The 24175-nt window shown below is 33.9% G+C and carries 22 protein-coding genes and 1 pseudogene; 10 read left to right on the forward strand and 13 right to left on the reverse strand.

Annotation, left to right across the window (positions count from 1 at the left end; genetic code table 11):
• Positions 1–36: 36 nt before the first annotated feature.
• Both RRB46_RS08755 and RRB46_RS08760 read right to left on the reverse strand, forming a co-directional pair.
• Entirely contained in the window at positions 37–462 is a 426-nt protein-coding gene (locus RRB46_RS08755; protein ID WP_311538227.1) for a DUF3021 domain-containing protein, read from the reverse strand.
• 8 nt (positions 463–470) lie between these two features.
• Positions 471–911: a LytTR family DNA-binding domain-containing protein gene (locus RRB46_RS08760; protein WP_311538228.1), complete on the reverse strand. Its 441-nt coding sequence runs from the start codon at positions 909–911 to the stop codon at positions 471–473.
• Between the two features lie 259 nt (positions 912–1170).
• On the opposite strand from RRB46_RS08760, the gene RRB46_RS08765 reads away from it, so the two are divergent.
• Entirely contained in the window at positions 1171–2712 is a 1542-nt protein-coding gene (locus RRB46_RS08765; RefSeq protein WP_311538229.1) for an AbgT family transporter, read from the forward strand.
• Positions 2713–2742: 30 nt separating this feature from the next.
• Here RRB46_RS08765 and RRB46_RS08770 read toward each other — a convergent pair whose 3' ends face one another.
• Complete coding sequence (locus tag RRB46_RS08770) at positions 2743–3525, reverse strand: 2-keto-3-deoxygluconate permease (RefSeq protein WP_311538230.1); 783 nt, start codon at positions 3523–3525, stop codon at positions 2743–2745.
• A 146-nt stretch (positions 3526–3671) separates the two neighbouring features.
• The gene (locus RRB46_RS08775; protein WP_296128819.1) at positions 3672–3989 is read right to left on the reverse strand and encodes a hypothetical protein; all 318 of its coding nucleotides are present in this window, start codon (positions 3987–3989) and stop codon (positions 3672–3674) included.
• 95 nt (positions 3990–4084) lie between these two features.
• On the opposite strand from RRB46_RS08775, the gene RRB46_RS08780 reads away from it, so the two are divergent.
• The 7 genes from RRB46_RS08780 to RRB46_RS08810 all read left to right on the forward strand — a co-directional run bounded on the left by RRB46_RS08780 (position 4085) and on the right by RRB46_RS08810 (position 12633).
• Positions 4085–5092 (forward strand): TrkA family potassium uptake protein, encoded by a 1008-nt coding sequence (locus tag RRB46_RS08780; RefSeq protein ID WP_296128816.1) that lies wholly within the window; start codon positions 4085–4087, stop codon positions 5090–5092.
• Positions 5093–5570: 478 nt separating this feature from the next.
• Positions 5571–7316 carry an ABC transporter ATP-binding protein gene (locus RRB46_RS08785; protein ID WP_296128813.1) on the forward strand — a complete coding sequence of 582 codons (1746 nt, stop codon included), beginning with the start codon at positions 5571–5573 and terminating at the stop codon, positions 7314–7316.
• Positions 7316–9037 (forward strand): ABC transporter ATP-binding protein, encoded by a 1722-nt coding sequence (locus tag RRB46_RS08790; RefSeq protein ID WP_311538231.1) that lies wholly within the window; start codon positions 7316–7318, stop codon positions 9035–9037. Before RRB46_RS08785 ends, RRB46_RS08790 begins: the two co-directional genes overlap by 1 nt.
• Positions 9038–9046: 9 nt before the next feature.
• Positions 9047–9628 carry an MptD family putative ECF transporter S component gene (locus RRB46_RS08795; protein WP_296128809.1) on the forward strand — a complete coding sequence of 194 codons (582 nt, stop codon included), beginning with the start codon at positions 9047–9049 and terminating at the stop codon, positions 9626–9628.
• A complete protein-coding gene (locus RRB46_RS08800) occupies positions 9628–10323 on the forward strand; it encodes an energy-coupling factor transporter transmembrane component T (RefSeq protein WP_297690187.1) in 696 nt (231 codons plus the stop codon). Before RRB46_RS08795 ends, RRB46_RS08800 begins: the two co-directional genes overlap by 1 nt.
• Positions 10317–11720: an ABC transporter ATP-binding protein gene (locus RRB46_RS08805; protein WP_311538232.1), complete on the forward strand. Its 1404-nt coding sequence runs from the start codon at positions 10317–10319 to the stop codon at positions 11718–11720. Before RRB46_RS08800 ends, RRB46_RS08805 begins: the two co-directional genes overlap by 7 nt.
• Complete coding sequence (locus RRB46_RS08810; protein WP_311538233.1) at positions 11707–12633, forward strand: AraC family transcriptional regulator; 927 nt, start codon at positions 11707–11709, stop codon at positions 12631–12633. Before RRB46_RS08805 ends, RRB46_RS08810 begins: the two co-directional genes overlap by 14 nt.
• Before the next feature lie 118 nt (positions 12634–12751).
• Here RRB46_RS08810 and nagB read toward each other — a convergent pair whose 3' ends face one another.
• Together nagB and rbr are read right to left on the reverse strand one after the other, a co-directional pair.
• Entirely contained in the window at positions 12752–13474 is a 723-nt protein-coding gene (gene nagB / locus RRB46_RS08815; RefSeq protein ID WP_106461329.1) for a glucosamine-6-phosphate deaminase, read from the reverse strand.
• A 385-nt stretch (positions 13475–13859) separates the two neighbouring features.
• Positions 13860–14453 carry a rubrerythrin gene (gene rbr / locus RRB46_RS08820; RefSeq protein ID WP_297690193.1) on the reverse strand — a complete coding sequence of 198 codons (594 nt, stop codon included), beginning with the start codon at positions 14451–14453 and terminating at the stop codon, positions 13860–13862.
• A gap of 362 nt (positions 14454–14815) precedes the next feature.
• On the opposite strand from rbr, the gene RRB46_RS08825 reads away from it, so the two are divergent.
• Positions 14816–16087 (forward strand): glucose-6-phosphate isomerase, encoded by a 1272-nt coding sequence (locus RRB46_RS08825; protein ID WP_311538234.1) that lies wholly within the window; start codon positions 14816–14818, stop codon positions 16085–16087.
• A 247-nt stretch (positions 16088–16334) separates the two neighbouring features.
• On the opposite strand, the gene RRB46_RS08830 is transcribed toward RRB46_RS08825, so the two are convergent.
• The 4 genes from RRB46_RS08830 to RRB46_RS08845 all read right to left on the reverse strand — a co-directional run bounded on the left by RRB46_RS08830 (position 16335) and on the right by RRB46_RS08845 (position 21584).
• Positions 16335–17669 (reverse strand): acetyl-CoA hydrolase/transferase C-terminal domain-containing protein, encoded by a 1335-nt coding sequence (locus tag RRB46_RS08830; RefSeq protein WP_311538235.1) that lies wholly within the window; start codon positions 17667–17669, stop codon positions 16335–16337.
• 1 nt (position 17670) lies between these two features.
• Positions 17671–18564 carry an alpha/beta hydrolase gene (locus RRB46_RS08835; RefSeq protein ID WP_311538236.1) on the reverse strand — a complete coding sequence of 298 codons (894 nt, stop codon included), beginning with the start codon at positions 18562–18564 and terminating at the stop codon, positions 17671–17673.
• 181 nt (positions 18565–18745) lie between these two features.
• Complete coding sequence (locus RRB46_RS08840; protein ID WP_311538237.1) at positions 18746–20344, reverse strand: ABC transporter ATP-binding protein; 1599 nt, start codon at positions 20342–20344, stop codon at positions 18746–18748.
• On the reverse strand, positions 20325–21584 hold the full coding sequence (locus tag RRB46_RS08845; protein WP_311538238.1) for a radical SAM/SPASM domain-containing protein: 1260 nt from the start codon (positions 21582–21584) through the stop codon (positions 20325–20327). The genes RRB46_RS08840 and RRB46_RS08845 overlap by 20 nt, the downstream gene beginning before the upstream one ends.
• A gap of 358 nt (positions 21585–21942) precedes the next feature.
• Between RRB46_RS08845 and RRB46_RS08850 the strand changes: the two genes are divergently transcribed.
• A complete protein-coding gene (locus RRB46_RS08850) occupies positions 21943–22065 on the forward strand; it encodes a hypothetical protein (protein WP_265213392.1) in 123 nt (40 codons plus the stop codon).
• Between the two features lie 122 nt (positions 22066–22187).
• Here RRB46_RS08850 and RRB46_RS08855 read toward each other — a convergent pair.
• The 3 genes and pseudogenes from RRB46_RS08855 to RRB46_RS08865 all read right to left on the reverse strand — a co-directional run.
• Positions 22188–23132 (reverse strand): annotated as a pseudogene (locus RRB46_RS08855) (IS30 family transposase).
• 113 nt (positions 23133–23245) lie between these two features.
• The gene (locus RRB46_RS08860) at positions 23246–23758 is read right to left on the reverse strand and encodes a hypothetical protein (protein WP_311538239.1); all 513 of its coding nucleotides are present in this window, start codon (positions 23756–23758) and stop codon (positions 23246–23248) included.
• Between the two features lie 147 nt (positions 23759–23905).
• A partial coding sequence (locus RRB46_RS08865; protein WP_311538240.1) for a helix-turn-helix transcriptional regulator occupies positions 23906–24175 on the reverse strand: 270 nt, incomplete at its 5' end.

Raw genomic sequence — 24175 nt, forward strand, 5'->3', positions numbered from 1 at the left:
CAAAATGATCCCGAATTTGGGACCATTTTTGTGTTTTTATAATTTATTGTTGATTTTTCCTATCATATTTTTTTCAGAAATATAAAAAGCGAAAGAGATTAATAAATAAATTCCAACAAAGAAGATAGCGGAATTTACAATAGAGAAATCATAATTAAACCATTTTAGGTAAAGTCCTGCACAAATAAAATAGATAAGCATTACACAGAAATGGATGGTATGTCTTAAATAAGCCGCCCTATTCTTGTTTTTGAAAATATTGTCCATTAGGACAGATACCAAACCAAAGCCACCATAAACTAGGCATTGGATAATTTTTGCATAACCTGGCGCTTGACTTGCTACAAAGTCTGGAACACCAACTAAATTTTCTTTAATTATCATAGATAAAATTGCCTCAATTAAGGAACCTATTCCTACACCAGCCAAGAATCCACCTAATAAATTTTTAAATTTTTCCATAAGTCCTCCTATAGGCCAAGAGCCTTCTTAAATTCTTTTAAATTTCTCCTAGATACATAAGCAACATCTCCGTTTTTAAGTTCCACAGCGATTGTTCCTGTAAAAGATAAGTCAAGCTTTTTGACAAAGTCGAGATTTACAATGTCTGAACGAGATATTCTGATGAACTTCCTTTTATCAAGTTTCTGATCTAATTCATAAATAGCAAGTCTTGATGAAAAAGTTCCGTTCCTTGTTTTTATAAAAACACTTTTATCTTGGGCGAAGATTCTTATAATTTCTTCATAGGAAAGTATGAAAACCTCCTTATCACGAAAAACCACAAGCTTGTCAACTAATCTATCAGATAGCAAATCTTTTATGGTTTCGACTTCCTTAGAATACTCCTTGGCAAATATTTTCACCTGGGTTTCTTCGATGGTTTCATCAATAATTATGTCAACTTTCATCCCTACCTCCTGCTTATATCATAATATCAATTTCAAAACTATGCATTGATTTTCTGATAAAAGGTTAAAATTGAAAAATAAAAGGTTAAAAAATTTATCTTTATATGTCCTTTTTATCAAAATGACCCTAAGCTTAAGCTTTGTTTTTTATTGGTTAAATTTACCAATCATTCTAATAGATTGACATAAAAGCCAATAACTGGTATAAAAAAGGGTATGAATTTATTCAATAATTTTTATAATAATAGAAAGGAAAAATATGAATAAAATAAAAAAATCTCCCGAGAAGAAGTCGGGCGGGATTTTAGCTAAGATAGAAAGAGTGGGCAATGCTCTTCCCCATCCGGCTATTATCTTTGTAATCATGATTGCTATTCTTGCAGTGATTGCTCAAATTTGTGCATCTGCAGGAGTTACCGTGAATTATTATGATGCCAAGGAAGAAAGCGAGGCAACTATAAAAGCTATCAGCCTCTTAACTCCTGAGGGCATCCGCTATATGTTCTCATCCCTTGTGCCAAACTTCACATCCTTTGCTCCCCTTGGAATTGTCCTTGTGGCTATGCTTGGAGTGGGAGTAGCTGAGGATGCAGGATTTTTTGATGCAGGTCTTAGAAGGATGCTATCAAATGTCCCATCCCTCATCCTTACAGGGGCTGTAGTCTTTGCAGGAATCGTGTCAAATATCGCATCTGATGCAGGCTATGTAGTTGTAATCCCTCTTGGGGCTATGATCTTTGCCCAAGCTGGCAAGCACCCAATTGCAGGTCTTGCTGCAGCCTTTGCAGGTGTTTCTGGAGGCTTTTCAGCAAACCTCATCTTTGGCCCAACCGATGCCCTTCTATCAGGCATCACCAACGAGGCCCTAAGGGCTGCCAATATTTCTGCAAGTGTGGATGTAGCTGGCAACTGGTATTTCCTTCTTGTTTCAACCTTTATCCTAACTATAGTAGGAACTGTCGTTACAGAAAAAATCGTAATACCAAACCTGGGCACCTACACAGGAGATTATATCCACGAAGATGCCCCACTTACAGACCTTGAAAGAAAGGCCCTTAGGAATTCCCTAATAGGCCTTGGAATTTTCTTAATTGTCCTTGGATTTTTGACAATCCCACAAGGGGCAATCCTTAGAGAAGCTGACGCAAAGGGAAATATGACCCTAGATGCCTTCCTATCAAAGGGGCTAATCGCTGCGATCTTCCTAATGTTTCTGATACCAGGTTATATCTTTGGTAAGACTGTAGGAAAAATCAACAACTCAAAGGACCTCGTTGCATCAATGAGCAAGTCCATGGAATCCATGGGAAGCTTCCTAGTCCTATCCTTCTTTGCAGCTCAATTTGTAGCATTTTTCGCCTACACCAACCTTGGCACCATCCTATCTGTCAAGGGTGCAGAATTTTTGGAATCAATAGGCCTATCAGGCATTGGGCTTATAATTTTATTTATAATCCTATCAGCCTTTATCAACCTCTTCATAGGTTCGGCCTCTGCCAAGTGGGCAATCATGGCCCCAATCTTTGTGCCAATGTTTTATGGCCTAGGCCTATCACCAGAGCTTAGCCAAATGGCCTACAGGATTGCAGACTCATCAACCAACATCATAAGCCCGCTTATGAGCTACTTTGCCATGATTGTAGTCTTCATGCAAAAATATGATAAGGAAAGAGGCCTTGGTACCCTAATATCAACCATGCTTCCTTATTCCATAGCATTTTTAATCTTCTGGACCATCCTATTAATAGTGTGGATGATTTTCAAAATTCCACTAGGACCAGGAGCAAGCTTATTTGTATAAAAATACCTCTAGCCTAGCTAGAGGATTTTTTTATTTATGGAGTTTTTTGGCAAGGCTTGGGCTAATTATAGCCGATAAGACCACACAAAGGCTCACTATGGCAGCAGCTGATCCTGCGTAAGGGGCAAGTTCTGGGTTTGACCCTGCCATAAGCATTGGCACAGAAGCTGACACTCCTGCTAGGGTTGACATGGCTACAGCTGAAATCCCCTTTCTTTTCATAAAAAATCTCTCGATGATAAATAAAGGGACAAAGCTTATTAGATAATAAAAAATTATCATAACAAGGCCTGAAAGGCCAGCACTTAAAGCATCTAGTAAATTTATAGAAGCCCCCACAGTCCAGCCTAGGAAAAATATTATATAGGACATGCCAGAGCCCAAAAAGTCTGCAAGTTCCTTATCAAGATTTCCTATAATAACTCCCACACCTAGGGGAATCATGGTCGAGATAATTGGCATGAGATCAAGGTCTGTAGGACTTGTAAGCCCGTAGATAAACATAGGTATAACCGGACTTGCCACAAGGGATAAAATCCCAAAGGCCGCCTTGTCAGTCTCATCGCCGTAGTCATTTACAATTGCTAGAAATATAGTCGGATTAAGGCTTGTAAGACATACTATAAAGGCAATTGATGATATGCCAAAGATACCTGCTAGGCCAAAAAATTTAGCAAAGATTACCCCAAAGATCGTATTAAAGATAAGGCGAGTCAGGATTAAAAGCCCATATCTTTTGATCACATGACCAAGGACTGAAAAATTTAAAAGAGTTCCTGACAAAAACACAGCACTTGCCAAGAGGAAATTCATAGAAACTCCCGAAAATATGGACTCAGTTAGGCCCCCAATCTTAAATAAATCAGGCACGAAGGGTCGTTATAAGGGCTGATATAAACATGGGAACTATCAAGGTTCCATCTGGGAAAGATTTCATTAATTTCATAAATTATCATCCTTTATTTATAACTGCTAAAAAGCTTACCAACAAATGAACCTATTAAACTTATCCCACCAAAAATAAAGGTATAAATAAAGGCACTATCATTATAGTCAATGAAGACCGATGGGACAAAAAGAACCATGACCAGGATTGGATAAGCCCAGGAAAAATTATTTTTGTAGGTATAAATTAGAGCTGTAAAAAGACAAATTAGCGGTATTACTAAGAGCAAGAGAAACATGGCAGAGCCTGTGTCTATCATAAGCTTTGGTGATATATAAAATGCCACAGCATCGATTAACAAATATGGAAGCATCTTTTTAAAATTTTTCATAAATCCACCTCTCTTTTACTAGTTAATACCCAAAAATTTCCTCCTCTAGCTTTTTATTTAAAAATATACTATAATCAAATAAAGGAGAGGTTCTTATGGAAGATAAAAGGAAACTCAAGCTTATAATAATAGCCTTCATAAGCTTGTTAATCGTGGGAATTATGGGCTATATGTCCCTTGCTGAGGTAGACATGATAGATGCCCTCTACATGACAGTTATAACCATATCGACAGTAGGCTTCGGCGAGGTGGGCACGACAAATGATGCCTCAGAGCTATTTTCGATATTTATGATCTTTATGGGAGTAGGCATAGTTGGTTACACCTTCACAACAGTTGTAGCCATGTTTATAGAAGGAAAAATCGGAGATTTATGGAAGGGAAATAAGATGGAAAAGAAAATTAAGGCCCTAAAGGACCACTACATAATATGTGGGTCAGGAGAGCTAGCAGAAGTCATCATAGATAACTTTATAAAGGAGAAGAAAAATTTCGTGGTAATAACAAATGATCATGCGGACCTAGACGATTACAGTCACCACGATATCCTAGTAATAGAAGGCCAATCTACAGAAGAAGACATCCTTAACCAGGCAGGGATAGCAAGGGCCAAGGGCCTAATTTCAACCCTTGATACAGAGGTAGATAATATCGTAACAGTCCTTACAGCCAGACACATGAATAAGGATATCTATATAATCTCAAATGCCATCACAAAATCAGGCAGCAAGAAGCTAATGAAAGTCGGCGCCAACAAAACCATCTCAGCCATAGAAATAAGCGGCAAGAGGATGGCCTCTCTCATAACCAAGCCAAATATAATGGCCTTTTTGGATGTGGTGACCAAAGTAGGTGATCTGGAGCTAGACCTAGAAGAAGTAATAGTCCACAGAGGATCCTACCTAGAAAATAAAAACCTCCTAGAGGCCCAAATACCAAACAAAACAGGCCTTACCATCCTTGCTATAAAAAAGAAAGAAGATAATAAAATGCTCTTTAATCCGCCAGTTGACTATAGCTTTAAGATTGGCGATGTCCTAATAGTCCTAGGTCATGAAGAACAAGTAGAAAAACTAAGGCACTTGGGAGATGAGATAAAATAGAAAATAAAATTATTATTCTTAAAAAACATATTAGAATCTGTATCTACGAGCTTATTTTCACTTGCTTAATACAAGATGAGCCTTGAATAAAATTTAATAATCAATACAAAGTGAACATATGTTCTCGAGCTATCGACAAGGTCATTTTCAGATGTCATTCAGACGAACGAAGTGAGGAAGAATCCCATGAATTCAGGATTCCAAATATAAGTATTTAAAAATATATTAATAAGTCTACACTCTGAGAGAACATTTGTTCTCTTTTTTTAAGCCTTAAAAACTAAAATTCACTTAGAAATTACAAGGTTAACTTATATTCTACTTGCAAGCATAAATTAAGCTTATTTTCACTTAGTCTTATTTTCTTTAACTAATCTTATATTCTTTGAAATTTATGACATATTTATTTTTTATGATAAGACAAAACTTTTAATTTCTTATATAATGATATTGATTATCAGTATGAAAGGAGCTTGATATGACCTTATATAAAAAATTATTTTCATATATGCCTGAGCGAAAATTCCACGGATTATTAGCTGTGATATTATCAGCTTTTGGCATAGTCTTAGAATTTTACGCTTATTATCTCATTTGGATTTTGCTAAAAAACGTTTTTATTGGACAAGATTTGAAAAACTTAGCAAATTTTCCTACTAAAATCTTAATCCTATTTATCAGCTATGGAATTTTTTATTTTTCCGGTACATGGATGAGTCATTTGGCTGGTTTTAGGCTTGAAACTCGACTTCGTGAAAAGGGAATAGGACATTTGTTAAAGGCTTCTAATAGCTTTTTTGACACCCACGATTCTGGCCAGGTCAGAAAAATAATTGACAACAATGTCGAGCAAACCCATATGATTGTTGCCCACCTTATACCAGATCAGACTTGTGCAATACTCACTCCCATCTTTATGATTATTTTAACTTTTATTATCGATATGTATTTGGGAATATTTTTCCTAATCATTATAGGAATATCCTTAGTTCTAATCAAAAATATGATGGGTGACCAATCTTTTATGAAGATTTATATGGATAAGCTTGATCAAATGAATGCAGGAGCTGTGGAATATGTTAGAAATATGCCAGTTGTCAAAATTTTTAACGCACCTCTTGTAGGTTTTAAGAAACTTCACCAATCAATCCTTACTTACAAAGATATGGTCTACAAATATTCTATGTCTTGTAGGATTCCCTTTGTATTATTCCAATGGATTTTAAATATTTTCATCATAAGCCCAGTTTTTCTTGCAATTTTTATGGTAAGCAAGGGAGCAGATCCTCATATATGGGCTGCTAAAATTTTATTTTTCACCCTTTTTATGGGGATGTATTTTGCTAACACTATGAAAATCATGTATGTATCCATGTACATATTCCAAGCAAATTCTGCAGTTGACAATCTTGAGAGTTTATTTGAAGAAATGAAAATCAAAGAAATCTCTTTTGGCAAGGAAGAAAACTTTTCATCCTACGATATAGAATTTAAAAATGTGGATTTTTCTTATGACGGCTCTCATAAAATCCTTGAGGATTTTTCTGTCAAATTTGACCAAGATAAGGTCTATGCCCTGGTTGGTTCTTCTGGATCTGGTAAGTCTACAATAGCTAAGCTTATTTCAGGCCTATATCCAGTTGATTGCGGGGAAATTCTTATAGGAGGCAAAAATATTTCTTCCTATAAAAAAGATGCTTTAATGGATAAGATAGGCATAGTTTTTCAAAATCCTCAACTTTTTTCTGGCATTTCAATTTTTGATAATGTAAGGCTAGCAAAAAAAGATGCTAGCAAGGATGAAGTTTATGAGGCTTTAAGGCTTGCAAGATGCGATGATTTTATAGAAAAATTTAAGGATAAGTATGATGCAGTTATTGGTGCAGATGGGATAAACTTATCTGGTGGTGAAAAGCAAAGGATATCTATTGCAAGGATTTTCCTAAAAAACCCTAAAATTATTATCTTAGATGAGGCATCAGCTGCTGCCGACCCAGAGAATGAATACGAACTTCAAATCGCTTTTAAATCTCTAATTAAAGACAGGACTACAATCATGATTGCCCATAGGCTTTCTTCTATTAGAGGAGCTTCCGAAATTCTCCTTGTAGAAGATGGCAAGATTGTAGAAAGAGCTAGTCATGATAACTTGATAAAAGAAAATGGTAAATACAAGAACTTCGTAGACCTATATGAGACTGCAAACGAATGGAGGGTAAATTAATGAAAAAATATCTTAAAAACCGCTTCGCTCTAACAGATAAGGGTGCAGAAGGAGCTATAGTTGCAATTAAATATTCAACCCTCAAAAGCCTTTCCTACATGCTACCTATTATGCTTTTGATGTATGTCCTCCAGGGCTTGCTTGGTCTTGGTGATATGAAGCTAGCAATTTCAATTCTAGCATTTTTCATAATAGGCCTAGTGATGCTTTTTATAATTAATAAAGACTATATCACAACCTACAACGAAACCTACAAGGAATCAGCTAATCTAAGGATAGAGCTTATAGAAATCATCAAGGAATTACCACTTTCTTTCTACTCAAGAAGAGATATCACCGATCTTTCCCAAACCATTATGAAGGATGTAGATACAATTGAGCATGGCCTTAGTCATTCTCTACCTAGTTTTTATGGATTTTTGATCAATTTTGCTCTTATTTCCATATTACTATTACTTGGCAATTTCAAACTAGGCCTTGCTGTTATTATTCCTATTGGCTTTTCAATCATTTTAAATTTATTTTCAAGGAAAATGCAAATAAAAGCGACCGGGACCTATTACCAAGAGCAAAGAAAGTCCTCAAAAATTTTTCAAGAATTAATTGATTTGTCTACAGAAATCAAATCCTACAAGCTATCAGATGAAAAGGAAAAACAGGCAAGAAACTTTGTAAAAGACCTTGAAAAGAAGCATATAAAGACTGAACTAGGACAAGTTATACCGATCGTATCAGCTACTATTATTGCAAACTTATCCATAGCCCTTGTAATATTTGTCGGACTTGGACAGCTTATGGCAGGAGAAATTAATATTTTATACTTTGCAGGCTACTTGTTTGCAGGAGCAAGACTTATTGACGGAGTGGCAGCCTTTAACCAAGCCTATGGGGAATTAATGTATATGGATAGCCCTATAGAAAAAATTAAGGCCCTTAGGAATGAAAAAATCAAAAAAGGAAATAGGGCTGATATAAAATCATTTGATATTGAAGGAAAAGATGTGGAATTTTCCTACCTTGATGATAAAAAGGTAATAGATAGGATTTCCTTTAATGCCCTTCAAGCTAAGACAAGCGCCCTAGTTGGCCCATCTGGTTGTGGTAAATCTACCCTAATAAAGCTAATAGCTAGACTATACGACTATGATAAAGGAATAATTTCTATTGGTGATAAGGATATAAAAACTACAGATACAGCTGATTTATTCAAGCATATTTCCATGGTCTTTCAAGATGTAATTCTCTTTAATGGTTCTGTCATGGATAATATTAGAATAGGAAAAGCTGATGCTAGTGATGAAGAAGTATTAAAAGCCGCTAAGCTTGCAAATTGTGATGAATTTGTAAACAAGCTTAAGGATGGTTACCAAACAGAAATAGGGGAAAATGGCAGCAAGCTATCTGGAGGAGAAAGGCAAAGAATATCAATAGCCAGAGCCTTTCTAAAAAACGCCGAAATAATTCTTTTAGATGAAATAGCAGCAAGCCTTGATGTAGAAAATGAAAAATATATCCAAGAATCCCTTAACAAATTGACAAAAAATAAGACAGTAATAATTATATCTCACAGGATGAAATCAATAGAAAATGTCGATCAGATAATTGTTATGAATGACGGCAAAATAGAAGCCTTCGGCAAGCACGATGACCTTCTTAAAAACAGCAAAACTTATAAAAAAATGATAGAATCTTCCAAAAAATCAGAAGAATTTATCTACTAGGAGGAAATAATGAATAAATTTGGAATACGTGATTTAGTAAATGCAGGAGTTTTTTCACTCCTTACTGTAATGGCTACTTGGTGTGGAGGTATGATTGGCTTTGTGCCAGTCTTAATGCCTCTTGTCCCTTTTGCTTGTGGCTTAGTATCAGGTCCTGTCTTTATGCTTTATTCTACAAAGATAAATAAGTTTGGCATGGTTTTGATTATGGGTATAATTTTTGGCCTTGTATTTTCTATGTCTGGCCATGGTGCAATTGTTCTACCAGCCATAATTATCTTATCAATAATCTGTGAATTTATCTTAAAAACTGGCTCCTATAAGTCAATCAAAACCGCAAGAGTTACCTATACAGTCTTTATGATTTTTGCAGCCGCAAATCTAATTCCTATGTATCTAGCTAGAGATTCTTACGCTAAATCCCTAATAGATCAAGGATATGGAGAAGCTTATGTAGAAAAATTACTCTCAGTAATGCCTACATGGTCCTTCCTACCTGTTGTAATCTTAGGAATGATCGGTGGCTATCTGGGTTGCACCATAGGAATAAAGGTATTAAATAAACATTTCAAAAAAGCAGGTATGGCTTAATGAAAATTGATTTTAGAACCAAGTTCTTTTTGACCTTAATAATAGGTATAAGCACTATGGAAGGCTCACTAGCTAGGAGGTACTACTATCTGGGTATCTTCCTAGCGCTCCTTCCCTATCTTTTCGCCCTATATGATAGAAAAATATCCCTTGTCTCCAAGGGTATTTTTTATACTGGCTTAGCCTTTCTTGGGCAAAATATCATGGAAAAATTCCCAAATAGCTTTTGGGCAATGATTTTAAATCTCTATGCCGGCATAGTAATTAAGATACTACCAGGTCTTATTATGGGTTATTATACTATGACCACCACAAAGATGAGCGACCTTGTTTACTCCCTTCAAAAGATAAAAATGCCAAATACAATCATAATCCCTATTTCTGTCATGTTTAGGTTTTTCTACTCCATCAAGCAAGATTACAAAATCATCGGGGAAGCCATGTATATGCACGATTTAACCCTAAAAAGTTTTTTCAAAAACCCGTCAAGGTTTATCGAATACAAGTTTGTTCCGCTGCTTATGATTACATCCCAAACTGCCGACAATGTCGCTATATCAGCCATGACCAGGGGAATGAAAGTAGATGGCGAGAGATCATCAATTTCAAGTGCTCAGCTAAGAAGCATAGACTATATACTTCTTGCCTTTGGAATATTTATAATAAGCTTATTTATAAGGATAAAATTATGCTAGAATTTAAAAATTTTTCCCTAAGCTTTAAGGAAAGTGACAAGGAAAATAAAATACTAGATCAAATAAATATAAAATTTGAAAAAGGAACAATAAACGTCATCACCGGAAAATCAGGTGCTGGCAAATCATCATTAATTAAAAGTATAAATGGGATAATACCGGAAGTTGATAAGGCAAAGCTTACTGGCGATTTGCTCTTAAATGGCAAATCACTTTTGGACAAGGATATAAGTAGTAGATCAAATTTCATAGCAACAGTTTTTCAAAATCCTAAAAACCAGTTTTATGCTGTTAATTCTCTTGATGAAATAGCCTTTGCTCTGGAAAATAGAAATGAGCCTAGGGATAATATATATAAGAAGATTTCTTACTATAGCAAGCTTCTTTCAAGTGATAGCCTACTTGATAAGGATTTATTCACCCTATCAGGTGGTCAGAAACAGCTAATTGCAATAACTTCTGTAGCTGTTATGGATAATGAGGTCTATATCTTTGATGAGCCTTCAGCATCCCTTGATAAGGAATCCATAAATAAGCTATCATCTTGCTTAGAGGTCCTAAAAAGCATGGGCAAAATTATAATCATAGCTGAACATAGGCTATATTATCTTAAAAACATTTTAGATAAGCTAATAGTAATAGAAAATAAAAAGTCCATCACATACACGAAAAACCAACTGACTCCTAAAGTCATAAAAGACCACAAATTAAGGACTCTTGATGAAATAAGAAAAGAAGACCTAAAGTCTGATAAGTACCAAATAAAAAATCTCTTTGACAAAAATTGTGATAATACGCAAGGTCTACTATGCAAGGATTTTTCTTGTGCCTACAAAGATTCTCCTCAAATTTTTGATTTTTCCATTAGTTTTGAGCCTGGTATATATTTTATAATCGGGGCTAATGGTATAGGCAAAAGCTCATTTATTAGAAACCTATGTGGTCTAAATAAAAAACAAAATGGAAAAATCTATTATAAAAATAAGCTTATAAAAAATCATGGAGCCTATATTTCCCTTGTCATGCAAGATGTAAATTACCAGCTTTTTACAGAATCAGTTGAAATGGAGATGGCAATTGTAAGCGATGATAAGAATCTAATAGAAAAAAGCCTATTAACTTTAAACTTAGCCGACAAAAAAGACCGTCATCCCCAAAGGCTTTCTGGCGGAGAAAAACAAAGGCTTGCCCTAGGTCTTGCAATGGCAAGTCCCAAAAAAATAGTCATCCTAGACGAACCAACATCTGGTCTTTGCTATGAAAATATGCAAAGGCTTATAGACATAATAAAGCAAATGAAAATCGCTGGAAAAACTATAATAATCATAAGCCACGATTATGAATTTATCAAAAATACTGACGAAAATATAGTGGAGTTTGTAAATGAAAGATACTAGATTAAAATCTTGGGGCTTTGAATCCTTCCCAACAAGTGATCCTAGAATTATAAATTACATAGGCATAGAAAATCCCGAAAATAAGATGACTTCTTATGAGCTTATACCTGGCGTCTTTGTCTTATATATTAGCCTTGACAAAAAATATGAAGCCAAAAATTCAGCCTCAAAAGGCAGCTTAGGTTATAGGATAGGCTATTGCTATGAGGGAAACTACTTTACCTATATAAAAGATTCAAAGGTCTTAATAACAACTAATGAACTCTTTATAGGAAGATCTATACCAGAATCGAAATTTTCCTTCACAACTAGCCACAGAACTAGGGCCTTTAATATTATAATCTTAGATAAAGTCCTAGATAAAAACTCCAATCTCTTCCCTTACATTGGCAAATTCCTCTATAACTTTAAAAATATAAAGAATATGGGTTATGTAATGAGAGAAAAAAGCCTAATAAATCTTGCCAACAACTTAATTCTAGCCCTAAAAAGTGAAGATTTTTTACTAATAAAATTGCTAACCCTAGAGCTAATTTATAGGATTGGAAAAATAGGAATGAATCCAAACAAGATGAACTATTTTAAGATAAATCACACTGAACTCGTTAATGAAATTGAAATATATATGAGAGAAAATCTTGATAATGATATAAGCTTAGAAGAAATCTCTAAGAAATTTAAAATTTCAAAATCAAGTCTAAATGATAAATTTAGCAAAACCTTTCAATACACACCTATGAAATATATACAAAGACTAAGATTGATAAAGGCCCAAGAACTACTTCTAAAAAGTAACTTAAGCATTATTGAAATAAGCAATGACCTTAATTTCAAAAATCCATCCAACTTTACCAGAGCCTTCAAGGATTTCACAGGCCTAAGCCCAAGTTCCTACAGAAAAACTAATCAGTAGTAAACCATCTAAAAATTATAAAGAAAAGCAAATAAAAATGAAAAAAACGCCCCTATTAGCAAATGGAAAAATAAGCATCAGCTAATAGAGGTGATTTTTTAAATAAAACTATAAAGTTTTAGCCATTATAGGCTTCTTCATCTACAAATAGGTAAACATTTGGGTGAAGGTTTAGAAGAGAGCATGGAAGCTCAGTTGAAATTGTATCATCATTTAAGAGTCTTTTTACAGCTTCATGTTTGCTCTTGCCGCTAGCAAGTACTATTAGGGTCTTGGCATCAAATACTTCTTCAACCCCCATTGAAAGGGCGTATTTTGGAACTTCATCCTCATTTTCAAAAAATCTTGAGTTGGCTTCTATAGTAGAATCTGTTAATTTTATAATAGATGCGCGTCTATTTAATTTATCAGCAGGCTCATTAAAGGCTATGTGGCCATTTGGTCCAAGACCTAGGATTTGAATATCTCTTTGGCCAAAATCATCTAAGATTTTTCTGTATTCGATAGCATATTTCTCATCATTTTCTGGAGCATATGGTAGGTGGGTGTTTTCTTTATTGATATTTACATGATCAAAAAGATTCTCATCCATAAAATAAGAATAGGATTGTTCATTAGCCTTATCAATTCCTACATATTCATCTAAGTTCACACTCTTAGCATATTTAAAAGAAATCTCCCCTTCTTTTTGGGCAGCTATCAGGTTTTTGTAAAGACCAATAGGGCTAGAACCTGTCGCAAAACCAAACTTTATTTGAGGCTTTTCAATCATATTGCTAATAACAAGCTCACTAGCCTTCTTGCTCATATCATCATAATCTTTGCATACTATTACTTTCATATATTCCTCCTTTAATGGTAATAAAAATTTTATAGGTAAAATTTTTATGGTTCCCACAGTTTATCAAGCACGAAGTGTGAAGTATAAACTGATGAGAAACCTTATGTAATTTTTTCATAAGAACGCGACGAATTTTATCTCGAGCGGAGTCGAGAGAAGGAGCGTTCGTTGAAAAATATTACATTCTTTACACCCCAACCTTGAATGGGGTGCTTTATACCGTAAGCGATTTTTTTCGGTTCTCACAGTTTATCAAGCACGAAGTGCGAAGCATAAACTGATGAGAAACCTTACTTTCCTTATAATTATATTAATACCCATTTTATATAATTTTACCATTATAGGCAAAATAAAAACCCGACCGAGGTCGGGTTTAGAGTTTATTTTAGTAATTGAAAGCTGCTACTTCGAACCATTCTTGTGGGTGGTGGCATGCTGGGCAGATTTTTGGTGCTTTTTTGCCTTCATATAGGAAGCCACAGTTTCCACATTTCCAGATTACTGATTCTTCTTTTTCAAATACTGTTCCATTTTCTACATTGTCGTGTAGTTTTTGGTATCTATCTCTATGAGCTCCTTCAGCTTTTGCTATATTTCTGAATGCTCTAGCGATTTCGTCGAATCCTTCTTCTTCTGCTACGTCAGCAAATGATGGATACATATCTTCGCATTCTTCGTTTTCACCATCTATAGCACCTTGTAGGTTTGTTAGTGTATCATGCCAAATTACTGGCCAAGCTGTATAGCCTTCTGTTAGTTCGATTGTTTCTAATTTGAATTCTTCTCTTAGGAATTTATAAAATCTTGCAGCGTGTTCGCCTTCGTTCATAGCTGTTTCTCTAAAGATTGCTGCGATTTGTCTATAACCTTCTTTTTCTGCAGTTTTTGCAGCATATGTATATCTCATTTTGGCTTGTGATTCACCAACGAATGATGTGATTAAGTTTTGTGCTGTTTTTGTTCCTTTTAGTTCTGCCATAATAATCTCCTTTATATTTTTTCGTGACTTCATATCACCTGTTATTCATACTATATTATTAATTATACGAATTGTCAAGAATGATTCTAAAGTTTTAATCTTTCTAAATATGATATGTATAATCATTATCATTATCACTGTTCCCTTGCAAAATTCTTTTAAAATAGTCATTTTCGAGGGTATATAGAAATCAATTAGGCTCGTTTTCTTATAATATACACTCATACTTTTGTTATTGATAATGATTTTCATTTTGAAATATTATGCAGACTAGTGATTAAAGCTTGCTTTTTAATAAATATAATTTGTTATAAGAAATTTCCTTTAAGGGTATAATCATATAAAGAAGGATAGGAGGAAACATGAAATTAGATTTAAATAATGTTAACTTAGAAAATTTGAAAGACTATGAAGGAAGGGCTCTTGATGCTTTTGATACTCTTATTAATAAGTCAGGCAAGGGCAATGACTTTTTAGGCTGGATTGATAGGCCAGTTGACTATGACAAGGAAGAATTTGAAAGAATTAAAATGGCAGCTGATAAAATCAGATCAAATTCAGATGTTCTTGTATCTATTGGTATAGGCGGATCCTACCTAGGTATCAAGGCCGTGGATGTGGCATGCGATTCTTATTTTAACTCAAATAGAAAAACTCAAATAATCTACGCAGGTAACCAAATCTCTGGCCAATACATGGTAGAACTTCTTGACTACCTCAAGGATAAGGACTACAGCTTAAATGTAATCTCAAAATCAGGTACAACTACTGAGCCAGCTATAGCCTTTAGATTTCTAAAAGAAGCTATCGAGGAAAAATATGGTAAGGAAGGTGCAAGAGAGAGAATTTTTGCCACAACAGACAGGGCCAAGGGTGCCTTAAAAGATTTAGCTACAAAAGAAGGCTATGAAACCTTTGTAGTGCCAGATGATATAGGCGGAAGATTTTCTGTAATATCTGCAGTAGGCCTACTCCCACTAGCTGTAGCAGGTATTGATATAGACGAATTTATGGCAGGTTTTGCTGATGGTAGAGAAAAATATACTCTTAAATCTATGGAAAATGATGCAATCAAATACGCTGCAGTAAGAAATATGCTCCATGAAGCTGGCAAAGACATCGAAGTCCTCGTAAATTACGAACCAAAGCTAAAATATGTAGCTGAATGGTGGAAGCAACTTTATGGCGAATCTGAGGGCAAAGATGGTAAGGGAATCTTCCCAGCAAGTGTAAATAACACCACAGACCTCCACTCAGTAGGCCAAATGATCCAAGATGGCAAGAGAAATCTATTTGAAACAGTAATAGAAGTCGAAAATGTAGACAAAGACATAGAAATCAAAACCGATGCCGACAACCTAGATGGCCTAAACTACCTAGCAGGCAAAAAAATGTCCTACGTTAACAAACAAGCCATGGAAGGTACAGCAATGGCCCACGTAGAAGGCGGAGTACCAAATATTAGGGTCAAGATCGAAAAAGTAAACGAAAGAACTCTAGCAGAACTCTTCTATTTCTTCGAAATAGCAGTAGGAGTATCAGGCTACATGCTAGGAGTAAACCCATTCGACCAACCAGGAGTAGAAGCTTATAAGAAAGCAATGTTTAAACTACTTGGTAAACCTGGGTATTAATGTAATGGTAGCAAAAAAAATCGTAAGCGATTTTTTTGCGGTTCTCACAGTTTTTCAAGCAAGCAAAGCTTGCGAAGTAAAAACTGATGAGAAACCTTATGCAGGGAACAAAATTTTATGCGACGAATAGGAGCATCAATTTTTGTGAGTCGCAGTTAGATTGATTTTCTCAAGGTGCAGAGCACCGCAGCAGAAATTGATGAAGAACCTTATACATGAAAAGACCTCAACCGAGGTCTTTTACTTTTTACCAAATCATAAGCTCTTCTGCTTTTTTAATAAGGTCCTCCCTAAAATCAGGGTGGGCTATTTCTATTAGGGCCCTGGACCTTTCTCCTATGGTAAGTCCTGTAAGATCAGCTACCCCATATTCCGTCACCACATAATTTACATCATTTCTGGATGTTGTCACCGCTTGATTTCTCGAAAGATAAGGAACTATTTTTGAATAGGTCTTTTCATTTCCATTTTCATCCCTTTTTGTATAAGTTGAATGCATAGCTAGGAAAGATTTGCCCCCTTCTGATCTTTGGGCCCCATTTACTGTTTCTGACTGGCCACCTGTGCCAGAAAAAGGCAGACCATTAACAGTTTCTGAGGCTGCCTGGCCGTAGAGGTCTATTTCTAGGGCAGCATTTATAGATACAAACTTCTTATTTAACCCAATTGTGTAAGGGTCGTTGGTGAAGGTTGATGATTTAAAGAGTACTGCTGGATTGTTATCTATATAATCGTAGAGCCTCCTGCTGCCTAGGGTGAAGGATGCTACAGAATAGCCATTTAAAAGGCCTTTTTGCGAATTATCCACCGCCCCGCATTCTATCAAATCTATCATTGTTTCTGTGAACATCTCTGTGTGGATGCCCAGGTGCTTTTTGCTTTTTAATTCATGGGCTACAGCATTTGGAATATTGCCTATACCAAGCTGGATTGTGGACCCATCTTCTATATAATCTGCTATATAGGCTCCGATCTTGGAATCAATTTCTCCATATGGAGCAAGCTTTACAGTAGGAATTGGATGATTTGCCTCAACTATGGCATCCACCCTTGACACATGAACCTGGTTATCTCCAAAGGTCCTTGGGAAATTTGGATTTACCTCAACTAGGGTCAGGGCCCCAGCTTCTATAAGGTCCATCTCGTAAACATTTGACACGGACAAGGAAAAATATCCGTGTCTATCCATTGGTGATACAGTACAAATTACAACCGGCCTCCTATTTTCCTTTTCAATCCTCTTTAGGGTCTTTTTTAAAATAGTCGTAGACCTTTGTGGGACAGGGCTTACCAACTTTTCCTCATAGGCCTTCCTAAGACCAGGAGACATAAACCAGGCGTGGTGGTCCAAAATTCCCTTCATATCTTGGTCGTGAAAATAATCATAATCCCTAAGGGGTAGGCAAGTCACAAGGACACAACCCCTTACTCCAGTCTCTTTTAAGTGCCCGAGATTAGACATGATTTCAATTGGCTCAGCTGTAGCCTGGGCTGAGAAAATATAGTCCCCATCTCTTATCAAATCCAAAGCCTTACTTGCAGTCATCACTTTTTTATCATAAATATCTTTATACTTTGTCATTTTATATCCCACTTTCTTTTAATATCCTATCCACATGGCCATAAAACTCTTCTGGAGCGTCATTAAAAACCATGTGGCCTGCTTGGTCAAGAGCGATAAGCTCTGCCTTTCCAGGGAAATATTTAATAGAATCTTCTGCTATGGCAAATGGAACTACCATATCCCTCTTGCCGGCTATCCAGCTTACAGGAGCCTTAATCTTTGCAATAGACCCATCTCCCTTTTGGAAGGTGATATCATCTGTAATATTAAACTGACAAAGGGCCACGCTTATGTCTGTAAAGCACCTTTCCTTGAAAAATTCATCAATATAGGTCTCAAAGTGAGATTTTTCTGGAGACCTAAGGTTGTAAAGGCTTTGCATCCACATATTTTTGGCAGAAAGCCTTGACCCGTCCCTAATAAGCTTTTCGACAAATAAAATTGAAGGGTGGCCAGCAATTTCTTCATAAGTGTAGGCAAATTGGCCTGGAATCGGTTTGAAAAATGAATCTAATTTTGGAAGATAAAAGCCCTTTACCCCCACAGATGCGATGAGGATAAGATGGTCTACCCTTTCTCCAAAATCTGTAGCAAGCTTAAGGCCCACACCACCGCCAGCAGAATGGCCCACGATAATGGCCTTATCTATACCAAGGGCCTCCATAAATTCATCCACATCCCTGGCCCAATCTGTAATTTTTGTATGCCTATTATTATAAGAAGACTCCCCAAAACCAGCAAGGTCTATGGCATAAAGCTTCGCCCTTTTCTCATATCTTTTCATAAAATCATCATAGATAGTAGAAGAGCACTGGTTGCCATGGATTAATAAAATGTTTTTATCACCCCTACCAGCCTCTCTATAAGCAATAGTTTCCCCTGATGGAATGCTTACTTTCTTAAGTTCATACATAATCTTCTCCTTTGGCGCACAATATTCTTTTTATATAAATACCCCAAAAGCCTAATTTCCAATAAGAAATCCACCAAACTAGCCCTTTGCTAAATAATATTAAAATAAAAAGACCTCGCTTTTAAACGAGATCTTATTTGTTAAGGGTCTATAAAAAGACCTCATTTTCTCCGAGGTCTCCTTACATTTCTATTATAAGCTTTTTATCATCACCTATCTTATATATGCCATCAGCTATTTCATCATATTCGTCGCTGTGCATTATTATTATAACTAATTTTTCTTTTTTAATAGCTTCTAGATATTTTTTTAATTTTTCTATAGATTCTCTTTCTAGATTTGTTGTTGGCTCATCTAGAAAAATCACCTTTTTTTCAGAATTTAGGACTCTAAGCAGGGATATTTTTTGAGCCTGACCAGATGATAGGTTTAAGGGGTTAATTTTTATATTTTTATTATAAACATCATCTTCCAATAACTCAGAAAATCTTATATCCATGTCCTCATTAAAAATAATATTTTCTCTTCCTGTCCCTTCAAAATTAAATAGGGGATAAAATAAGAAGGCTATATTATCCTTGTATGATCTAGGAATTGAAACTTTTCCCCCTTCAAATCCTTTGGCTGAATTAAGACCTGATAAAAGTCTTAGCAGTGTAGACTTGCCTGATCCATTTTTACCTTTTATGATATAAAGACCATTTTCTTTTAAGTCCATATCTACATCGTAAAGAAAGTCAGAAGTTTGAGAAAAAACCTTAGAATTCTTAATAGCAAGGTCTTTAGTAGGAGTAAACATTTCATCATAAAGCTTATTTTCTTCACTAATCTTATAAGCAAAACTTTCAAATCTTTCTAAATATGGTTTTATAGACTTAGCTTCTGTCAAAATATGGAAAAAATTAGTCAACGGTTCAAACAAGAAGGCTGCAATTTCTATAAACATAAGTATAGTTCCTAGACTTATCCTATTATTTATTACATCCTTTGCCCCAAAGGCTAGGATAATAATCGGTAGGATGCTCGTAACAAGCGAGCTTAACCTCTCACCAAGGAAATAGTAAAAGTAAAATCTTTCATGACTTTTCCTGTTGTCACTTGTAGCCTTCTTAAACTTATCTTCAAAAAAGTGCCTAGCTCCAGATAATTTGATTTGAGAAATATTATCCTTGAAATTATTGGTTGTCTTGACAAAAAGATCATTAGTTACTATAGTTTCTTGATTTAAATCAGTTCTCTTCTTCGCATTAAAGCTTACCAAAAATATGTAAAGAGGCAGACTCACTAGGACAAGGAGGCTAAGTTTAATATCTATATTCATTAAAACACTTGCAAAAATCAGAGCTTGAATAAGGGAAGCTGGCATGATAATAAATAAATTTGTAAGATTTGCCGCAAGAGTTTGGCTTTCACCATAGTATAAATTATGAATAAATCCCGCATCAAAAGTCTCGTAGTCAGACGGATACATAGCTACTGACTTGGTATAGATCTTATTTACCAAGTTTTCATAAAATTTTAAATTAGCCTTTTTTACCTTATAAGATCCAAAATAAAAAATAAGCAAGGAAGAAAAAATCACAGCTAAAAATATTAGACTAATTTTATCAAAACCAAGCTCTTCTTTTTTACTAATTGCATCTACAAGAATTTTTGTGGAGATAGGTATAGCTAAAAGAGCAAGAGATGAAATAACATAGCCTATAACTAGTTTAAAAACTTCCTTTTTATTTACTATCTCTGGGTCTTTGTATAATTTCTTAACGTTTTGCTTGTTCATATAATAACCTTACATAATCTTTTACAAAATATTTTTCTGGAATACACTCATCTTGATTTAAGCTATGTTTTAAATAACATCCTCCCTTGCATATAGGAAGCATATTGCACTCTTCGCATTTATCCTTTTCAAATCCTATGTACTTCTCTTTTTTATCAAGCGCTTCTTTATTAAATACTAAAGTTCCGTCCTTAATAGTTGCAATTTGTGATTCTTTAGAATTATCGCACGAAGAACATCTGAGAATTTTTAATTCACTATTAATATAAAAATTATTCATGCAATCAAATGAGCAATTTGTTCCAAAGTTTTTATATTTTGGTATCTCATAATTTTCGTCTTTCAAATCCTCATAGATTTTTAATAAATATTTTGAATATTCTTTTGTATCTTCAAAATAAAGATCATCAACTTCATCACTATTTTCAAACTTATTTGTTCCTTGTATATGTAGCTTAATATTCGAGCTAAATCTTTGATTTTTTATTAAATCAATAAATTCTTTTATTTTATAATTTCGTTTATTCACATTATATCTTATTACTACACTATATCCCTCATCATCTAGAAATTTTATATTATCTAGTATCTTTTTAAATGTTGCTTGACCATTTTCTAAATGCCTTGTAAAATCATGATATGGCTCAATACCATCTAGGGTTATTTGGAAATTATCTATTTTAAGTAAGCTTAATTTGGGATAGTTCTCTTTTATTGTATATCCATTAGTAGTCATGCTCGCTGTGTACTTAACTCCATTTTTCTCACAAACATCTTTTATTACATTGTCTAAATATAGTGCTTGGTTTAAATTTAATGTCGGTTCTCCTCCAAACCAATGAATATGTAAGGCAATTATACCGTCTTCTATTTTATTATTAATCATTTTGATAATATTATCTGATTTATCTTTGTCTATAAAATTGGTGAGATGTTCTTGATAACAATATTTACACCTAAAGTTACAAGAGTTGGTTAATTCAATAGTTATATTCATCGTTCTTTTTTCATTTTTTTCTTTGTCGTAAGAATTCAATACTTGATTTATTTGCTCATTACATTTATCAATAAAACCATAATCATGTAAAAGCAAAAATTCATCATCTTTATTATTTGCTTGTGTTAATTTTTCGTAGAATTTCTTTTTATCTATCTCTACCATAGCTGAACTTAAAAAATTATATAAAATACTTTTACCATCAAATTCTATAAATTGATTATATTTAGATTCTTTATACATATACCCTCCTTAATAAATTTCATATAAATTAAGTCCCATTAATATAATTAATATAGAAAATTTTCATATTCAAGTATATTAAAAATGGGACTTAATAAGTCATTCAAAAATAACTATTTTGTTGTTGTGGTTGTTCCTGCGCAGCAATTTGATACCCCACCTACACCACATGTTTGAATTGTAATATTCTGTCTTGGCTTCATTATTACTTTCATGTATTTCTCTCCTTTAATTATTCAAATCGATTTGTATCTACAATTTACAAGCAAATTGAAATATTCAAAGTGACATCCATGTCCCTTTTTTATAATTAATTCAACTATATAATATTACAAACGATATTAAAAGGAGTTGCTTTATGAAAAAAAATATATTACTTCTAATTGCAATATTATTAACACTAAACGTTAGTACTTCTTATGCTAATGATAAAAAAGAGTCTACTATAATAGAAATTAAGTCCTATAAAAATTTAAAATAAATCTTTTATCAAAACCCATTAAAACAATAATTAGATGTTTTAAATTACTTCAAATTTGTATTTTGAAAAAATTTATTAAATTTAGGATTTATTGATTTAGTTATTCCAATTGTCAAATTAACCTAGACAGAATACACCAAATTCATAAATTCTTCTAACGGTGTTTTATATTTCAAAGATTTCCTTGGGATATTGTTTCTGTAGCTAGCTATAGAAACAATATCCTCTTCATCCATTAACCTAAAGTCAGTTTGTTTTGGTAGTCCATATTTTCTTAACAACCCATTTGAATTTTCATTTAATCCCCTTTGACTTGGGCAACCTGGATCTGCAAAGAATATTGATATATCATGCTTATTGCATACACTTTTCCAGTTTGAAAATTCTTTTCCACAGTCAAATGTTATTGATTACACAAGGTGTTTGGGAATTTGTTCTAACCAAACATTTAGCCTGTTTTCTACTGCTTTTGCTGTTCTATTTTCTGGTTTTAAAGTTATTATTGCTTTGGATACTACTCTTTCTACTAAAGTTATTACACAACTTTTATGATCCTTGCCTACTATGGTGTCTCCTTCAAAATGCCCAAATTCATTTTTGAAATTAGGATATGATTTATTCCTACTATGAATACTTCTTTTAAAGGCTTGTTTTCCTCTTTTTTCTACACTACCATTCTTTCTTCTTTTACCTTTCATTGGTAGAAGTTTTACTTCTAAAGTCCCATCTTTAAACCTTCTGTAGAGAGTTCTTGAACTCATTGATAGTTTTATTTAACCTCTGCCTACTATTAGGTCAGGAGTCCATCCTTTACTTACTTTATCAAGAACATAATCATATTCTTCATCACTTAATTGCTTGATTTTTGCTCCACATTTAGATTTATTTTTCTTGTAGTTTTCATGGTAGTCTTGTATACTTAAACCTTTTTTTAGCCAATTTATGACATTATATATGGTTTGTCTTGCTCTTGATAAGTATTTTGCTATATTTGTAACTTTTTCTCCAGATTTATAGTATTGCTTTATCCAAATTAACTCTTGTATGGTAAGATGATTGTAAGCCATTTTGATACTCCTTAATGTTATTGCTGTAATTTAAGTGTATCATAAATGGCTTTTTATTTCATTTAAAAGTGTCTAGCTTAATTTTACTATCCAAGTTATATAAATTTATATAATTAATCTCCAAAAACAATTTTGGATTTCTTGTCAATAATTTTTGATAACATACAATTATCTAAATGTGATGAAAACATATTTGCAAAATTAAGTGAATTTATATATCTTTCATCTCCTATTTCATATAAACACAAAAATTTTAAGTAATATAAAAGAGCATATGAATTAATAATATGATTATCTATAGCATACTGTATCGATTTATCCGCCAATTCTAAGGCTTCCTTAGATGTCCCATTTACATACATTCTATTTATAAGAATATTATATGCCATTATAACTATAATAGGTTTGTCTCTTTTTGTAATTAAATTATTCAGAATATCTTCTCTTTCTATTTCCTTATAAGCTTTATTTTTATTACAAATATTAAGCAGCAATCTAGCTTCTAAAAAACTCAAATCCTTATTCAGCAAATTATTTTTATTTAACCTAGTAGATGTAAGGTCTTCAAATTCTTCTTTAAGGCTGATGAGAATTGGAGTTTTTAGATTTTTTATAAAAAGCCTCATAAGGGCTAGTTCATAATCTTTGTTTTTAAATCCAGAGTCCCTTTCTAAGATTTCTAGCTTTTTTTCTAAAAGGAGGATCTCTTCCTTGGATTTAAAACCACAAAGGATATCAAAGCTTGATATTAGTTCCCTATATAAATAATGGGATTAATAGATATCTTTTATGTAGAGATCGACTAGGTCGAAATCCAGGGCAGACGACAATTTTAGGAGGGTGTCCATGCTTGGCTCTTTAATTTGACCGTTTTCTATTCTCGATATAGACCTGCGGCTGATTCCAGATAAAAATGCCAAGTCTTCCTGGCTTATCTTTTTATTTTCTCTAATTTTTGTTAAATGATTTCCAAATTTATATATAGACATAGAAATGTAAGTTATTAAAATGATACAAGTTAACGCTGGAAAATATGGCTGTTT

Source organism: uncultured Anaerococcus sp. (assembly GCF_963512375.1).
Lineage (GTDB): Bacteria > Bacillota > Clostridia > Tissierellales > Peptoniphilaceae > Anaerococcus.

Coding starts and splice junctions, on each gene's coding strand:
- RRB46_RS08755 (WP_311538227.1), bottom strand. CDS start 462: ATGGAAAAATTTAAAAATTTATTAGGTGGATTCTTGGCTGGTGTAGGA.
- RRB46_RS08760 (WP_311538228.1), bottom strand. CDS start 911: ATGAAAGTTGACATAATTATTGATGAAACCATCGAAGAAACCCAGGTG.
- RRB46_RS08765 (WP_311538229.1), top strand. CDS start 1,171: ATGAATAAAATAAAAAAATCTCCCGAGAAGAAGTCGGGCGGGATTTTA.
- RRB46_RS08770 (WP_311538230.1), bottom strand. CDS start 3,525: ATGAATTTCCTCTTGGCAAGTGCTGTGTTTTTGTCAGGAACTCTTTTA.
- RRB46_RS08775 (WP_296128819.1), bottom strand. CDS start 3,989: ATGAAAAATTTTAAAAAGATGCTTCCATATTTGTTAATCGATGCTGTG.
- RRB46_RS08780 (WP_296128816.1), top strand. CDS start 4,085: ATGGAAGATAAAAGGAAACTCAAGCTTATAATAATAGCCTTCATAAGC.
- RRB46_RS08785 (WP_296128813.1), top strand. CDS start 5,571: ATGACCTTATATAAAAAATTATTTTCATATATGCCTGAGCGAAAATTC.
- RRB46_RS08790 (WP_311538231.1), top strand. CDS start 7,316: ATGAAAAAATATCTTAAAAACCGCTTCGCTCTAACAGATAAGGGTGCA.
- RRB46_RS08795 (WP_296128809.1), top strand. CDS start 9,047: ATGAATAAATTTGGAATACGTGATTTAGTAAATGCAGGAGTTTTTTCA.
- RRB46_RS08800 (WP_297690187.1), top strand. CDS start 9,628: ATGAAAATTGATTTTAGAACCAAGTTCTTTTTGACCTTAATAATAGGT.
- RRB46_RS08805 (WP_311538232.1), top strand. CDS start 10,317: ATGCTAGAATTTAAAAATTTTTCCCTAAGCTTTAAGGAAAGTGACAAG.
- RRB46_RS08810 (WP_311538233.1), top strand. CDS start 11,707: ATGAAAGATACTAGATTAAAATCTTGGGGCTTTGAATCCTTCCCAACA.
- nagB (WP_106461329.1), bottom strand. CDS start 13,474: ATGAAAGTAATAGTATGCAAAGATTATGATGATATGAGCAAGAAGGCT.
- rbr (WP_297690193.1), bottom strand. CDS start 14,453: ATGGCAGAACTAAAAGGAACAAAAACAGCACAAAACTTAATCACATCA.
- RRB46_RS08825 (WP_311538234.1), top strand. CDS start 14,816: ATGAAATTAGATTTAAATAATGTTAACTTAGAAAATTTGAAAGACTAT.
- RRB46_RS08830 (WP_311538235.1), bottom strand. CDS start 17,669: ATGACAAAGTATAAAGATATTTATGATAAAAAAGTGATGACTGCAAGT.
- RRB46_RS08835 (WP_311538236.1), bottom strand. CDS start 18,564: ATGTATGAACTTAAGAAAGTAAGCATTCCATCAGGGGAAACTATTGCT.
- RRB46_RS08840 (WP_311538237.1), bottom strand. CDS start 20,344: ATGAACAAGCAAAACGTTAAGAAATTATACAAAGACCCAGAGATAGTA.
- RRB46_RS08845 (WP_311538238.1), bottom strand. CDS start 21,584: ATGTATAAAGAATCTAAATATAATCAATTTATAGAATTTGATGGTAAA.
- RRB46_RS08850 (WP_265213392.1), top strand. CDS start 21,943: ATGAAAAAAAATATATTACTTCTAATTGCAATATTATTAACACTAAAC.
- RRB46_RS08860 (WP_311538239.1), bottom strand. CDS start 23,758: ATGAGGCTTTTTATAAAAAATCTAAAAACTCCAATTCTCATCAGCCTT.